We start from the raw sequence: 14,519 nt of genomic DNA, 5'->3' as shown, positions 1-14,519 counted from the left end.
GCGGCTCAGCCGGCCTGGTCGGGGGTCAGCGTGGTCAGCGCCAGCGCGTGGATCGCCCCGCCCATCAGCTCGCCCAGCGTCGCGTAGACCATGCGGTGGCGGGCCAGCGGCAGCTTGCCGGCGAAGGCCTCGCTGACCACGGTGGCCTCGAAGTGCACGCCGTCCTCGCCCTGCACCTGCACGCGCGCGCCAGGCAGGCCGGCCTCGATCAGTTTACGGATGGTTTCGGCGTCCAACGGGCTTTCCTAATAAAATGGTCGGCCATTCTACCCTCCGACCGGCATCCGCATGGCTGTATCGCCCCTGTCCCCCGCCGCGCTCGACGACGCCAGCCTGGTCGCCAGCGGCCGCCGCGTGGTCGCGATCGAGCAGGCCGCGCTGGGCGCGGTCGGCGCGCGCATCGGCGCCGAGTTCGCCGCCGCCTGCCGGCTGATCCTGGGTTCGCGCGGGCGGGTGGTCGCCACCGGCATGGGCAAGTCCGGGCACGTGGCGCGCAAGATCGCCGCCACCCTCGCCTCCACCGGCACCCCGGCGTTCTACGTGCACCCGGGCGAGGCCGGGCACGGCGACCTGGGCATGATCACCGACGCCGACGTGGTCCTGGCGCTGTCCTATTCCGGCGAATCGGACGAGATCCTGATGCTGCTGCCGGTGCTCAAGCGCCAGGGCAACGCGGTGATCGCGATGACCGGCCGCGCCCAGTCCACCCTGGCGCGCGAGGCCGACCTGCACCTGGACGTCAGCGTGCCGGCCGAGGCCTGCCCGCTGGACCTGGCGCCGACCTCCAGCACCACCGCCTCGCTGGCGCTGGGCGACGCGCTGGCGGTGGCGCTGCTGGACGCGCGCGGCTTCACCGCCGACGACTTCGCCCGCTCGCACCCGGCCGGCAGCCTCGGCCGGCGCCTGCTGCTGCACATCACCGACGTGATGCACGGCGGCGAGGAGTTGCCGAAGGTGCACGAGGACGCCAGCCTCAGCGAGGCGCTGGTGGAGATGAGCCGCAAGCGCCTGGGCATGACCGCGATCGTCGACCGCGACGACCGCCTGCTCGGCCTGTTCACCGACGGCGACCTGCGCCGCACCCTGGACAGCCCGCTGGACGTGCGCCAGACCCGCATCGCCGACGTGATGACCCGGCAGCCGCGCACCATCGGCGCCGACCAGCTCGCCGCCGAGGCCGCGCGGCTGATGGAAACCCACAAGATCAACGGCCTGATCGTGGTCGACGGCGACGGCCGCGCGGTCGGCGCGCTCAACATTCACGACCTGTTGCGCGCCAGAGTGGTTTAACCGTCTGAACCTGTTCACCGCCCGCCGGCGCCCTGCGCCGCTGGCCCTGGCCGCTGGAAAGCCGGCCTCCCCGCCCCGATATCGAGAACGATGCCCTACTCCCCGCTGGCCGACCTCCCTGCCGACCTGATCGACCGCGCCGCCCGGATCCGCCTGGCGTGCTTCGACGTGGACGGCACGCTGACCGACGGCCGCCTGTACTACGACCGCGACGGCAACGAGAGCAAGGCGTTCAACGTGCTCGACGGCCAGGGCCTGGTGCAGTTGCGCCGGCACGGCATCGACGTGGCGCTGATCACCGCGCGGCCGAGCCTGGCCGCGGAGAAGCGTGGCCAGGAACTGGGCCTGCTGGTGCAGATCGGAGTCAAGGACAAGCGCGCCGGGGTGCAGGCGCTGTGCGACGAGCGCGGGCTGAGCCTGGAGCAGGTGTGTTTCATGGGCGACGACCTGCCCGACCTGGCGCCGCTGCGCGTGGTCGGCCTGGCGGTGGCCCCGGCCAACGCGCACCCGTGGACCGCCGAGCACGTGCACTGGCTGACCCGCGCCCGCGGCGGCGAAGGCGCCGCGCGCGAGCTGTGCGACGTGCTGCTGGCCGCGCAGGGCCACGTCGCCGCGCTGCTGCAGGAGCATGGCGCATGAACTGGCGCACCTGGCTCGGCGGCCTGCTGCTGGTCGCGGCGCTGGTCAGCGGCTGGACGGCCTGGCACCAGCGCGGCAAGCCGGCGCCGGCCGCGGACGAGGAAGCCCGTTCGGACTACATCGCGCACGATTTCCAGATCGTCACCCTGGACAAGCAGGGCAAGGAATCGATGACCCTGCGCGCGCCGCAGATGGAGCGCAGCCGCGCCGACCAGACCATGGCGATCGAGACCCCGCTGTTCCTGCTGCCCGACGCCAACGGCCAGCACTGGGAGATGCGCAGCAAGACCGGCTGGGTCAGCGCCAACGGCGAGGAGCTGCGTCTGCGCGGCGACGTCGCCGGCGACAGCCCCAAGGTCCCCAGCATCCCGCCCACCACCTTCCGCACCCAGAGCCTGGACGTGTTCCCGAAGACCAGCACCGCGCGCACCGCCGAAACGGTCACCATGACCCGGCCCGGTATGATGCAGTCCGGCGTGGGCTTCGAGGTCGACTTGAAGTCCCGGCAGTACAAGCTCCTTTCCCAGGTCAAGACCCGCTATGAACCCAACGCTGCCCGCTAAGCTCGCGCTGCTCGCCCTGCTGCTACCCGCCGTGGCGATGGCCAAGTCGTCCGACCGCAACCAGCCGATGGACATCAAGTCCGATGCGCAGGACTGCAATCTGACCGACGACAACGGCAAGTGCCGCTTCACCGGCAATGTCGTCATCATCCAGGGCACGCTGGAGATCCACGCCAACACTGCCGACTTGTTCCGCAAGAACGGCGAGATCGATCGCGTGGTGTTCAACGGCAAGCAAGCGACATTGAAGCAGGAGATGGACGACGGCTCGCCGATGGACGGGGTCGCCGACAATATCGACTACACCGTCTCGACCGATACCGTGATCCTCACCGGCAACTACCGCATGACCTCGCCCAAGGGCACCAACGCCGGGCAGCGCATGGTCTACAACACCAAGACCGGCAACATGCAGGGCGGCGGCGACGGCACCCGCGTGCACACTGTGATCCAGCCGAAGAACCCGGCCCCGGCCGGCGCCCCGGCCGCTGGCGCCAAGCCGGCGAGCAAGCCCGCCGCCAAGCCGGCGGCGACCACGCCGGCCAAGCCCGCCACCCCGGCCAAGCAAGGAGGCCAGTGATGCTGCTCGCCGAGGGCCTGCGCAAGCGCTACAAGCAGCGCGAGGTCGTGCGCGACTTCGGCCTGACCCTGGAGGCGGGCGAAGTGGTCGGCCTGCTCGGCCCCAACGGCGCCGGCAAGACCACCTGCTTCTACATGATCGTCGGCCTGGTCGAGGCCGACGCCGGGCGCATCGTGCTCGACGGCAACGACATCACCGCGCTGCCGATGTACAAGCGCGCCAAGCTCGGCGTCGGCTACCTGCCGCAGGAGCCGTCGGTATTCCGCAAGCTCAGCGTGGCCGACAACATCCGCCTGGTGCTGGAACTGCGCGAGGACCTGGACGCGGCCGGCCAGGAACGCGAACTGGCCTCGCTGCTGGACGAACTGCAGATCGGCCACGTCGCCGAGCAGCTCGGTGCCAGCCTGTCCGGCGGCGAGCGTCGCCGCTGCGAGATCGCCCGCGCGCTGGCGGCCAAGCCGCGGCTGATGCTGCTGGACGAACCGTTCGCCGGCGTGGACCCGATCTCGGTCGGCGAGATCCAGCGCATCGTCACCCACCTCAAGCAACGCGGCATCGGCGTGCTGATCACCGACCACAACGTGCGCGAAACCTTGGGAATCTGCGACCGGGCGTATATCCTCAACGAAGGCGGCGTGTTGGCGCAGGGGGCGCCGGAGGCGCTGCTGGCCAACAGCGACGTGCGCCGCGTCTACCTCGGGGAAACCTTCAGGCTGTGACCGCGCGGGCGTCCCGCCACGCCCTTTCCCGTCCGGTACAGGCATGAAAGCACGGCTGCAGACATCGCTGGGACAGCATCTGGTCATGACGCCGCAGTTGCGTCAGGCGATCAAGCTGTTGCAGATGTCCAGCGCCGAACTGGAAGTGGAGATCGCCGAGGCGGTGGAGAGCAATCCGCTGCTGGAATGGGCCGAGGACGCCGCGCCCACGCTCGACGTGGCCGGCGCCGGCCGCGACGAAGGCGAGGCCGAGCTCGCACCGCCGGCCGGCGACACCCTGGACAACGTGCCGCAGCACGACGGCGACGACTGGTCCGACGCCGAACCGGCCTGGAGCAGCGGCAGCGGCGGCTCCTTCGACGACGACGACGACATGGGCAGCGCCGCCGAGCGCGTGGCCGAGCCGGACACGCTGATCGACCACCTGCTGTGGCAGCTGCACCTGTCGCACCTGTCGCCGCGCGACCGCAGTATCGGCGCGGCGCTGATCGACGCGCTCGACGACGATGGCTACCTGCGCGAACCGCTGGCCGCGATCGCCGAGACGCTGCAGCCGGACATCGTCGCCGACGAAGAGGAAATCGGCACCGTGCTGCACCAGATCCAGCGCTTCGACCCGGTCGGCATCGCCGCGCGCACGCTGGGCGAATGCCTGAACCTGCAGCTGGACGTGCTGCCGGAGGACACCGCCGGGCTGGAACTGGCGCGCATCATCGCCAACGGCCCGCTGGAGAAGCTGCCGCGCAGCGGCATCGCCGGCATCGCCCACGAACTCAAGCGTCCGGCCTCCGCGGTGGAGACCGCGGTCGCCCTGCTGCGCTCGCTGGACCCGCGCCCGGGCAAGCAGATCGGCGAACTGGGCGCCGACACCTACGTGGTGCCGGACTGCGTGATCTGGCGCCAGCGCGGCGTCTGGCATGCGGCGCTGGCCGGCCACGCGCGGCCCAGGGTCACCATCCACCGCGGCTACGAACAGCTGATCCGCCAATGCGGCGAGAGCGACGCCGGCTACCTGCGCGGCCAGCTGCAGGAAGCGCGCTGGCTGCTGAAGAGCCTGGAGGCGCGCGGCGAGACCCTGCTCAAGGTGACCCGCTGCCTGCTGCGCCAGCAGGCCGGCTTCCTGGAGTTCGGCGAACAGGCGCTGCGCCCGCTGACCCTGCGCGAGATCGCCGGCGAACTGGGCCTGCATGAGAGCACCATCTCCCGCGCCATCGCCCGCAAATACGTGCGCACCCCGCGCGGCACCATCCCGCTGCGCGCCTTCTTCGCCTCCGGCATCGACACCGACAGCGGCGGCGAGGCCTCCAGCACCGCCATTCAGGCGATGATCCGGCGCCTGATCGACGCGGAGAACCCGCGCAAGCCGCTTTCTGACGCCAAGCTGGCCGACCTGCTGAAGAGCGCCGGCGTGCCGGTGGCGCGGCGCACGGTTGCGAAGTATCGTGAGGCCATGAACATTTCCGCTTCCCACGAACGCGTCCGCATCGGTTGAGCGTCGGCGGCAGCGGCAATGGTTCATAGGTGAATCCCGAACCAAGGAGTATCCGATGCGTATCGAGACCTACGGCCAGCAGATCGAAGTCACCCCCGCCTTGCGCGAGTACGTGGAGACCAAGCTGCAGCGGCTGAAGCGGCATTACGAGGAAACCATCGAGGTCCGCGCCCAGTTGGCGCTGCGCAAGCCCGACCACCACGTCGAGGCCACCGTCAACGTTCCCGGCCGCACCCTGCACGCCGATGCCAGCGCGCAGACCATGTACGCGGCGATCGACCTGCTCGCCGACAAGCTCGACCGGCTGATCATCAAGCACAAGGAAAAGAAACAGGACCACCACGCCGCCGAGGTGCGCGACAATATCGTGTGATCCTGCACACGTTGGTCCCGCCATGCCCTTGACCGATCTGATGGCGGCCGTCCGCACCCAGGTGCTGCCGGCCGCCGATCGCGACACCCTGCTGCGCACCGCCGCCGGCCTGCTGGCCTGTCCGCAGGCCGGTTTCGACGAACTGTTCGCCAGCCTGCGCGAGCGCGAGCAGCTCGGCAGCACCGCCATCGGCCATGGCATCGCCATCCCGCACGGCCGCGCTCCCCACCTCGACGCCCCGCGCGGCGCCCTGCTGCGGCTGGACCAGCCGATCGACTTCGACGGCCACGGCGCGCAGGTGGACCTGATCTTCGCGATGGCGGTGCCGGCGCACTACACCCACCAGCACCTGATGCTGCTGTCGGAACTGGCCGAACAGTTCTCCGACGAGGGCTTCCGCGACGCGCTGCGCCGCGCCCCCGACGCCGCCGCGCTGCACGACCTGCTCGGCGGCGCGCCGCAGGCCAGCGCCGCATGAACACCAGCATCACCGCGCGCGAACTGTTCGACCAGCAGCGCGACCGGCTCGGCCTGCGCTGGCTGGCCGGGCAGAAGGGCGAGCACCGCGAACTGGAGGCCGGCAACGCGGTGTCGCGGCGCCCGTCGCTGGCCGGCTATCTCAACACCATCTACCCGAACAAGGTGCAGATCCTCGGCACCGAGGAACTGGCCTGGCTGGATTCGCTGGATTCGCGCCAGCGCTGGGAGACCATCGAGAAGATCGTGCAGGTGCGGCCGCTGGCGCTGGTGATCACCAAGAACCAGTCGTGCCCGGAAGACCTGCGCGCGGCCGCCGACGAATCCGACACGCCGCTGTGGGTCTCGCCCAAGCGCGGCCACGAACTGCTCAACCACCTCTCCTATCACCTGGCGCGCACGCTGGCGCCGCGGGTGATCCTGCACGGGGTGTTCATGGAGATCTATTCGATCGGCGTGCTGATCACCGGCGAGGCCGGCTCCGGCAAGAGCGAGCTGGCGCTGGAACTGCTCAGCCGCGGCCACCGCCTGGTCGCCGACGACGCCCCCGAATTCACCCAGATCGCCCCCGACGTGCTCGACGGCACCTGCCCGGAACTGCTGCAGGACCTGCTGGAAGTGCGCGGCCTGGGCGTGCTCAACGTGCGCGACATGTTCGGCGACACCGCTGTAAAGAAGAACAAGTATCTTCGCCTGATCGTGCACCTGACCCGGCCCATGACCGAACCGACCCCGCATGGCTACGAGCGCCTGACCGGCGATTCCGGCACCCGCCACGTGCTGGACCTGGACGTGCCGCTGATCACCCTGCCGGTGATGCCCGGGCGCAACCTGGCGGTGCTGACCGAGGCCGCCACGCGCCTGCACATCCTGCGCACCAAGGGCATCGACCCGGCGGCGATGTTCATCGCCCGCCACAGCAACCTGCTCGAGCGGCGCAGCCCATGAACGCGGTGGCGAACACCTCCACCCTGGTGATCGTCAGCGGCCTGTCCGGCTCCGGCAAGTCGGTGGCGCTGAAGACCTTCGAGGACCTGGACTACTACTGCGTCGACAACCTGCCGGTGGAACTGCTGCCGGCCTTCGTCAAGAGCCTGGTGCGCGACGACGTCGGCCCCAGCAAGCTGGCGGTGGGCATCGACGTGCGCAACCGCCACAGCGACCTGGCGCAGCTGTCGCGCTGGCGCGAGGCGGTGGCGCAGTTCGGCCTGGACGCGCGGCTGCTGTTCTTCGACGCCACCGACGAGGCGCTGATCAAGCGCTACGCCGACACCCGCCGCCGCCACCCGCTGTCGCACCTGGGCCTGTCGCTGCCCGAGGCGATCGAACGCGAGCGCGCGCTCACCGAGCCGCTGCGCCGCGAGGCCGACGCGGTGATCGACACCAGCGCGCTCAACGTGCACCAGCTGCGCCGGCGGGTGACCACCGAGTTCGCGCTGACCCACGAGAACAGCCTGTCGCTGCTGTTCGAGTCCTTCGCCTACAGGCGCGGCGTGCCGGCCGAAGCCGACTTTGTGTTCGACGCGCGGGTATTGCCCAACCCGCACTGGGACCCGGAACTGCGCCCGCTGACCGGCCGCGACGGCGGCGTGCGCGACTACCTGGACGCGCAACCGGAAGTGCAGCAGTACACCGCACAGATCGTCGGCTTCCTCGACACCTGGCTGCCGCGGCTGCGCAACGACACCCGCAGCTACGTCACCATCGCCTTCGGCTGCACCGGCGGCAAGCACCGCTCGGTGTACCTGGCCGAACGCCTGGCACGCCACGCGCGCGAGCAGGGCTGGCCGGAGGTGGCGACGTTCCACCGGGAGCAGGACTGAGGGGCCGGGATTAGGGATTGGGGATTGGCAAAAGCGGAGCGGCTGCGGCCGTTGCTCTGGCGTTTGCGAATCCCCAATCCCGGCCTTCCAGCCATTCCCTGCGCCCTGCCCGACCTGTTAACGTTCGTCCATGGCCTGTGGCATTCTCCTGATTACTCATCCCGGTGTCGGCGCGTCGCTGTTGAGCGTGGCGACCGGATTGTTGCGGCAATTGCCGCTGAAGACCGAAGCGTTCGAAGTGCCGCTCGATGCCGACCTGGACGCGCTGCTGCCGCAGGCGTCGGCGGCGTTGCGGCGGGTCGATAACGGCGACGGCGTGCTGGTCGTCACCGACCTGTACGGCGCCAGCCCGAGCAACCTGGCGACCAGGCTGGCGCGCCTGGGCACCCCGGTGCGGCGCGTGTCCGCGCTGAGCCTGCCGATGCTGCTGCGGATCATGAACTACCCCGAGCAGGGGCTGGACCAGTTGCCCGCGACCGCGGCGGCTGGCTCGCGCAACGGAGTGGTGATCGACGATGCTTGAACGCGAACTCATCGTATCCAACCGCCTGGGCCTGCATGCGCGCGCGACCGCCAAGCTGGTGCAGACGCTGTCCTCGTTCCGTTGCAACGCCACGCTGGCGGCCAAGGGCCGCGAGGTCAACGCCAAGAGCATCATGGGCGTGATGCTGCTGGCCGCCGCGCAGGGCACGCCGGTGACCGTGCGCGTGGACGGCGCCGACGAAGCCGACGCGCTGGAGGCCGTGGTCGGCCTGTTCGAGCGGCGCTTCGACGAGGACAGCTGAGCATGCGGCGCCGGCCGCCGCGCGCCACGACGCCGCGCCGCCGCGGGTGCGCGCGGTGAGCCTGCGCATCGCCGGCCATGGCGCCTCGCGCGGCAACGCGCTGGGCCGCGCGCGCGTGCGCCTGCCGCATGCGCTGGACGTGGCCGAGCAGCGCATCGGCGCGGCGCAGGTGCCCGAGGAACTGGAACGCCTGCACCTGGCGGTGAACGCCGCGCGCGAGGAGATGCACGGCCTGCGCCAGCGCCTGCACGGCGCCCTGGCCAAGGAGGTCGGCGAGTTCCTCGACCTGCACGCGCTGCTGCTCGACGACCCGGAACTGCTGCACGGCCTGGACGAACTGATCCGCACCGGCCGCTACAGCGCCGACTACGCGCTGCGCCTGCAGCGCGACCGCCTGGCGACCGTGTTCGACGCGATGGAAGACGCCTACCTGAAAAGCCGCATGGACGACCTGGACCATGTGATCGGGCGCATCCACGCGTTCCTGCAGAAGCGCCAGCCCGACAGCGCCGGCCTGGCCGGCGAGATCCTGGTGTGCGAGAACGTGGCGCCGTCGGAGCTGGCGCAGCTGCAGGCGCAGGGCGTGGTCGGCATCGTCACCAGCGCCGGCAGCGCGCTGTCGCACAGCGCGATCCTGGCGCGCAGCCTGCACCTGCCGCTGGTGGTCGGCGTCGCCGACGCGCTGCAGAAGATCAACGACGGCGACGTGCTGATCGTCGACGGCGTGCAGGGCGCGGTGATCGTCGAGCCCACGCCCGAGGACCTGCACGACTACCGCACCCGCGTGCGCGACCAGGCCCGGCTGCAGCGCGGGCTCGGCAAGCTGCGCTCCAAGCCCAGCCGCACCCGCGACGGCGAGGACATCGTGCTGCTGGCCAACGCCGAGTCGCGCGAGGACGTGGCCCGCGCGCATGCGCTGGGCGCCGACGGCCTGGGCCTGTACCGCACCGAATTCCTGTTCCTGCAGCGCGACGCGTTGCCCGACGAGGAAGAGCAGTTCCGCACCTATCGCGACGCGGTGCTGGGCATGAGCGGGCGGCCGGTGACGATCCGCACCCTGGACCTGGGCGCGGACAAGGCCGACCGCACCGGCCTGACCATGAGCAACGAGCAGAACCCGGCGCTGGGCCTGCGTGGCGTGCGCCTGTCGCTGGCCCGGCCCAGGGTCTCGGACACGCAGCTGCGCGCGCTCCTGCGCGCTTCCGGCTACGGCCCGGTGCGGGTGCTGCTGCCGATGGTCAGCGCGCGCGAGGAGATCATGGCGATGCGCCGGCATCTCAAGCGCATCGCCGCGCAGCTGCGCCGCGAAGGCCACGCCATCGCCGAGCAGGTGCAGGTCGGCGCGATGATCGAGGTGCCGGCCGCGGCGATCGCGCTGGACACCTTCATCGACGCGATCGACTTCCTGTCCATCGGCACCAACGACCTGGTGCAGTACCTGCTCGCCGCCGACCGCAACAACGAGGCGCTGGGCGAACTGTATTCGCCGCTGCACCCGGCGGTGCTGCGGCTGATCGCGCAGGTGATCGCCACCGGCCAGGCCCATGCCAAGCCGGTGGCGGTGTGCGGCGAGATCGCCGGCGACCCGGCGCTGACCCCGATCCTGCTAGCGCTGGGCCTGCGCGAATTCAGCCTGCACCCGGCGACGATGCTGGAAGTGCGCCGGGTGATCCGCGACACCGACCTGCAGGCGCTGCGCCTGCGCGGCGCCAAGCTGCTGCAGGCGCGCGACCGCAAGGGCATCGAGCGCTGGTTGGGGTGAGCCGGGATTCGGGATTCGGGATTCGGGATTCGCAAGAACAAGAGCGTGCGCGGCCGCCGGTGCCGCCTGCGCGCGGTGTGGCGCCCTGCCCTGACTCCCGCGCTTCCTGGTCCCATCGCTCCTGTTGAAAGCCGGGATTCGGGGTCCGCAGCTGCGCGCCAGGTGGAGGGGCTTCAGCCCCGACGCGTTGGCGGCAATGGCGCGGGATGAGTGCCCCTCCTGCAGGGAACGGACGCCGATTTCGGGCCTGGCGCTTTTTTCGCCACGCGCCCGCCGCGGTGTCGCCGCCGCGCCACGCCGTTGCAAATCCCCAATCCCCAATCCCGGCCCGCTGTGCTTCCCGCAACATGCAGGCGATAATGTTGCGATGAACATCTGACCGACCGCGTCCTTCGGAGCGCGGCCCTCTACCCACAGGAGCAGCGCATGGCCGATGCCGTCCGCCACGACAAGACCGCGCGGCAGCTGCGTTTGCTGTCCGATGCGCTGGACAGCGGGCGCCTGGGCCCGGTGCGGCGGCTGGTCAATACGCTGGCGCCGGCCGAGATCGGCAACCTGCTCGAGTCGCTGCCGCCGGGCAAGCGCGTGGTGGTGTGGGGCCTGGTCGACCCGGAAGACGACGGCGAGGTGCTGCTGCACGTCGGCGAGGAAGTGCGCGAGAGCCTGCTCGCGGACATGGACCCGGACGAGATCGTCGCCGCGGTCGAAGACCTGGACATCGACGACCTGGCCAACCTGGTCGAGGACCTGCCCGACACGGTCATCGACGAGGTGCTCAAGTCGATGGACCGCGAGAACCGCGAGCGCCTGGAACAGGTGCTGTCCTATCCCGAGGACAGCGCCGGGCGCCTGATGAACCCGGACGTGGTCACCGTGCGCGCCGACGTCAACGTCGACGTGGTGCTGCGCTACCTGCGCCTGCGCGGCGAACTGCCCGACCACACCGACCACCTGTTCGTGGTCAGCCGCCGCCACCAGTACCTGGGCCGGGTCTCGCTGGCCGCGCTGGTGACGCACGAGGATTCGACCCCGATCAACCGGCTGATCGACGACGAGCAGCCGGCCATCGACGTCGGCGAAGGCGCCGAGGAGGTCGCGCGGCAGTTCTCCGACCACGACTGGATCTCCGCGCCAGTGGTGGACGACAACAACATCCTGCTCGGCCGCATCACCATCGACGACGTGGTCGACATCATCCGCGAGCAGGCCGAGCACCAGGCGTTCAGCGCCGCCGGCCTGGACGAGGACGAGGACATGTTCAGCCCGGTGCGGCGCGCGTTCCGGCGCCGCCTGCTGTGGCTGACCATCAACCTGGGCACCGCGTTCATCGCCTCCAGCGTGGTCAGCCAGTTCGAGGGCACCATCGCCAAGCTGGTGGCGTTGGCCGCGCTGATGCCGATCGTGGCCGGCATGGGCGGCAACGCCGGCACCCAGGTGCTGGCGCTGATGGTGCGCGGCCTGGCGCTGGGCCAGATCGGTGCGTCCAACGTCACCGTGCTGCTGCGCAAGGAACTGGCGGTGGCGCTGATCAACGGCCTGGCGCTGGGCATCGGCCTGGGCCTGATCGTGTGGGCGTGGTTCGGCCAGCCGCTGCTGTCGCTGGTGATCGGCTCGGCGCTGACCATCAACCTGCTCACCGCCGCGCTCGGCGGGGTGCTGGTGCCGCTGACGCTCAAGCGCCTGGGCTTCGATCCGGCGCTGGCCGGCGGGGTGATCCTGACCACCGTGACCGACGTGATGGGCTTCCTCAGCTTCCTCGGCCTGGCGACGCTGGTGCTGCTGTAGGTCCACGCGCGGGGCTCGCTCGGCGCGGCTGCCGCGTCGCCGCTGCGACCTCAGCGGCGCGCGGATTCCCGTCCCCTTGCTGGCCTGCCCGCCGGCGCTTGCCGGGCGCACGCAACACCGGCATCGCCGAAGACCACGTGCACCAGCCGTTCCTGCGCCTGTCACCGCACGCCAGGCCGAACATCGCCAGGCCTGCGCCTGACTGGCGCATGTCCGGCCCCGGCCGCGGCGGCGCCGCGCTCTTACGCGCAAGCGCCGGGACGCCGATACTGAGGGTTCCCACCGCCGAGGGCCGCCCATGTCCATGCGTTCGTTGCTGCTCCTGCTGTGCCTGTCGATGGTCGGCTGCAGCAGCCTGCCCAGCGACCCGGCCAGCGGCCATTTCGTGTCGCGCCAGCTGACTGTCGACGGGCGCCTGTACCGCTACCAGGTGTTCGTGCCGGCGCCGCCGCACCGCCAGGGGCCGCTGCCGGTGGTGCTGTTCCTGCACGGCTCCGGCGAGCGCGGCAGCGACGGCAAGCAGCAGGCCGATGCCGGCGTGGGCCCGTACCTGCGCCGCCACCTGGCCGACTTCCCGGCGCTGGTGGTGATGCCGCAGGTGCCGGAAGACCAGGAATGGAACGGGATCAACGCGACGATGGCGCTGCAGGCGCTGGACGCGGCCAGCGCCGAATTCGGCGCCGATCCGCAGCGCACCTACCTGACCGGCATGTCGATGGGCGGCTACGGCACCTGGGAGATCGCGCTGCAGCAGCCGCAGCGCTTCGCCGCGTTGGTGCCGGTGTGCGGCGCGATCCTGTCCCCGCACGAGGACCGCGAATACCTGGTGGTCACCCCGGTGGCGGAGCTGCCCGACCCCTACACCGCGCTGGCCGAACGCCTGCAGCGGATCCCGGTGTGGATCTTCCACGGCGCGCAGGACGACGTGGTGCTGCCGCACGACGACCGCAAGATCTACCGCGCGTTCAAGAACCTGGACGCCGACGTGCGCTACACCGAATACCCGCAGGGCAACCACAACGCCTGGGACGCCACCTACCGCGACCCGAAGATGTGGCAGTGGCTGTTCGCGCAGAAGCGGGGCGGCGACACCGCCGACGCGGCGCCGGAAACCGCGACCGGCGGCAGCTGAACCGCGGACCGGCGGTTTCGGTCCTTTACTCCCTGTAGGAGCGGCTTCAGCCGCGACCGAAACCGTCCCCCCGCGCGACAACGTCAGCACCGGAATGCGCCTGACGCTACCCGCATCAGGCCAGACGAAGGCAGCACAGAAACGGTAGCGGTGCGCTCCAGCGGCCGCGCTGCCTCCACTCGCACGGCAAAACCGCGTACAGTCCGCCCTCGCTTCTTCCCGGGCCGCCCATGGCAACCGATGCCGCCTTCGCACAGGCCGACTTTCTCGCGCGGCTGCAGCGCCTGGACGCCAGCGCCGCCAGCCTCGCCGACACCGCGGTCCCGCCGTTGCTGACCGCCACCTCCGATCCCGCCGCACCGTGGCGGCTCAGCGAAACCGGGCAATGGCTGCTGCAGTTGCTGCAGGCCAAGCAGGCGCTGCTGCACGCCGCGCACGCCACCACCCTGTCCGCCGATGCGTTGCGCCGCGACCAGAAGTTCGCCCCGCCCGGGCGGCCGTCGCTGCACCTCGTGCAGTTGCGCCAGCAGCAGGCGGCGGCGCAACAGGCGACGCGGCGCGCGAAACAGGACTTCGCGCAGGCCGCGGCCGGCTTCGTCCGCAGCGCCGGTCTATCGCCGCCGACCAAGCTGAGCCTGAGCGACTTCCTGCAGCGCTGGATCGACAGGCATGTGCCTTAGCGGCGGGGATTGGGGATTGGGGATTGGCAAAGCATGGTCGGGGCGATTGCTGTCTGCAACGCGTATTGGCAGCGCATCCGCAGACCTGATGCCTGTTTCTGAAGTCCGGCAGGAACATGCGGGCGGTCGCCGCATGCGCTGCGTGCGCGCGACGCAACCATGCCTTGGCACCCGCTTTCGCGGATCTACGGTCGCCGCTTCGTTGCCGCCTCGCCGCTGAATGCCAGCGCGCACAAACGCCGCGCGCTGCGTCCAACGCCCGGCCGGCAGCGAGCGGCTTGCTATCCTTGCCGGCCCGCTCCTCCTCGCCGCTGCGCGCGCCGATTGCCGCCATGTCCGTCCTTCCCCACGCGTCCGCCGCACACCGCCATAGCGCCCGCGTCGGCCACCGGCGGCGCAGCGGGCACGCGCCCTGCCCA

General features: G+C 70.7%; 17 protein-coding genes. 16 read left to right on the top strand and 1 reads right to left on the bottom strand.

Annotated elements, in window-relative coordinates:
* Positions 1-5: 5 nt before the first annotated feature.
* A complete protein-coding gene (locus tag OCJ37_RS06455; RefSeq protein ID WP_263112849.1) occupies positions 6-236 on the bottom strand; it encodes a BolA family protein in 231 nt (76 codons plus the stop codon).
* Between the two features lie 52 nt (positions 237-288).
* Between OCJ37_RS06455 and OCJ37_RS06450 the strand changes: the two genes are divergently transcribed.
* The 16 genes from OCJ37_RS06450 (at position 289) to OCJ37_RS06375 (ending at position 14,100) form a co-directional block, all read left to right on the top strand.
* Positions 289-1,290 carry a KpsF/GutQ family sugar-phosphate isomerase gene (locus OCJ37_RS06450; RefSeq protein WP_263112848.1) on the top strand — a complete coding sequence of 334 codons (1,002 nt, stop codon included), beginning with the start codon at positions 289-291 and terminating at the stop codon, positions 1,288-1,290.
* Positions 1,291-1,380: 90 nt separating this feature from the next.
* Positions 1,381-1,929, top strand: a complete 549-nt coding sequence (locus OCJ37_RS06445; RefSeq protein ID WP_263112847.1) for a KdsC family phosphatase — start codon at positions 1,381-1,383, stop codon at positions 1,927-1,929.
* Entirely contained in the window at positions 1,926-2,492 is a 567-nt protein-coding gene (gene lptC / locus OCJ37_RS06440) for an LPS export ABC transporter periplasmic protein LptC (RefSeq protein WP_263112846.1), read from the top strand. Before OCJ37_RS06445 ends, lptC begins: the two co-directional genes overlap by 4 nt.
* Positions 2,470-3,072, top strand: coding sequence for a lipopolysaccharide transport periplasmic protein LptA (lptA, locus tag OCJ37_RS06435; RefSeq protein ID WP_263112845.1), 603 nt, complete (start codon positions 2,470-2,472; stop codon positions 3,070-3,072). Before lptC ends, lptA begins: the two co-directional genes overlap by 23 nt.
* On the top strand, positions 3,072-3,791 hold the full coding sequence (gene lptB / locus OCJ37_RS06430; RefSeq protein WP_263112844.1) for an LPS export ABC transporter ATP-binding protein: 720 nt from the start codon (positions 3,072-3,074) through the stop codon (positions 3,789-3,791). The genes lptA and lptB overlap by 1 nt, the downstream gene beginning before the upstream one ends.
* Before the next feature lie 43 nt (positions 3,792-3,834).
* Positions 3,835-5,283, top strand: coding sequence for an RNA polymerase factor sigma-54 (locus OCJ37_RS06425; RefSeq protein ID WP_263112843.1), 1,449 nt, complete (start codon positions 3,835-3,837; stop codon positions 5,281-5,283).
* A gap of 55 nt (positions 5,284-5,338) precedes the next feature.
* Entirely contained in the window at positions 5,339-5,656 is a 318-nt protein-coding gene (gene raiA / locus OCJ37_RS06420) for a ribosome hibernation-promoting factor, HPF/YfiA family (protein ID WP_003478125.1), read from the top strand.
* Between the two features lie 22 nt (positions 5,657-5,678).
* On the top strand, positions 5,679-6,134 hold the full coding sequence (locus OCJ37_RS06415; protein ID WP_263112842.1) for a PTS sugar transporter subunit IIA: 456 nt from the start codon (positions 5,679-5,681) through the stop codon (positions 6,132-6,134).
* Positions 6,131-7,081: an HPr(Ser) kinase/phosphatase gene (hprK, locus tag OCJ37_RS06410; protein ID WP_145703465.1), complete on the top strand. Its 951-nt coding sequence runs from the start codon at positions 6,131-6,133 to the stop codon at positions 7,079-7,081. Before OCJ37_RS06415 ends, hprK begins: the two co-directional genes overlap by 4 nt.
* Positions 7,078-7,956 (top strand): RNase adapter RapZ, encoded by an 879-nt coding sequence (gene rapZ / locus OCJ37_RS06405; RefSeq protein WP_263112841.1) that lies wholly within the window; start codon positions 7,078-7,080, stop codon positions 7,954-7,956. Before hprK ends, rapZ begins: the two co-directional genes overlap by 4 nt.
* A 130-nt stretch (positions 7,957-8,086) precedes the next feature.
* A complete protein-coding gene (locus OCJ37_RS06400) occupies positions 8,087-8,479 on the top strand; it encodes a PTS sugar transporter subunit IIA (protein WP_263112840.1) in 393 nt (130 codons plus the stop codon).
* The gene (locus tag OCJ37_RS06395; RefSeq protein ID WP_009591660.1) at positions 8,472-8,741 is read left to right on the top strand and encodes an HPr family phosphocarrier protein; all 270 of its coding nucleotides are present in this window, start codon (positions 8,472-8,474) and stop codon (positions 8,739-8,741) included. Before OCJ37_RS06400 ends, OCJ37_RS06395 begins: the two co-directional genes overlap by 8 nt.
* Before the next feature lie 55 nt (positions 8,742-8,796).
* Positions 8,797-10,503: a phosphoenolpyruvate--protein phosphotransferase gene (gene ptsP / locus OCJ37_RS06390; protein ID WP_263112839.1), complete on the top strand. Its 1,707-nt coding sequence runs from the start codon at positions 8,797-8,799 to the stop codon at positions 10,501-10,503.
* A gap of 426 nt (positions 10,504-10,929) precedes the next feature.
* A complete protein-coding gene (gene mgtE, locus OCJ37_RS06385) occupies positions 10,930-12,288 on the top strand; it encodes a magnesium transporter (protein WP_263112838.1) in 1,359 nt (452 codons plus the stop codon).
* A gap of 298 nt (positions 12,289-12,586) precedes the next feature.
* Positions 12,587-13,420 (top strand): carboxylesterase family protein, encoded by an 834-nt coding sequence (locus OCJ37_RS06380; protein ID WP_263112837.1) that lies wholly within the window; start codon positions 12,587-12,589, stop codon positions 13,418-13,420.
* A 230-nt stretch (positions 13,421-13,650) separates the two neighbouring features.
* Positions 13,651-14,100: a hypothetical protein gene (locus OCJ37_RS06375; RefSeq protein WP_263112836.1), complete on the top strand. Its 450-nt coding sequence runs from the start codon at positions 13,651-13,653 to the stop codon at positions 14,098-14,100.
* Positions 14,101-14,519: the final 419 nt, after the last annotated feature.

It is taken from the genome of Xanthomonas sp. AM6 (assembly GCF_025665335.1).
Classification (GTDB): Bacteria; Pseudomonadota; Gammaproteobacteria; order Xanthomonadales; family Xanthomonadaceae; genus Xanthomonas_A.
This window is presented reverse-complemented; position numbering and strand designations above follow the sequence as displayed.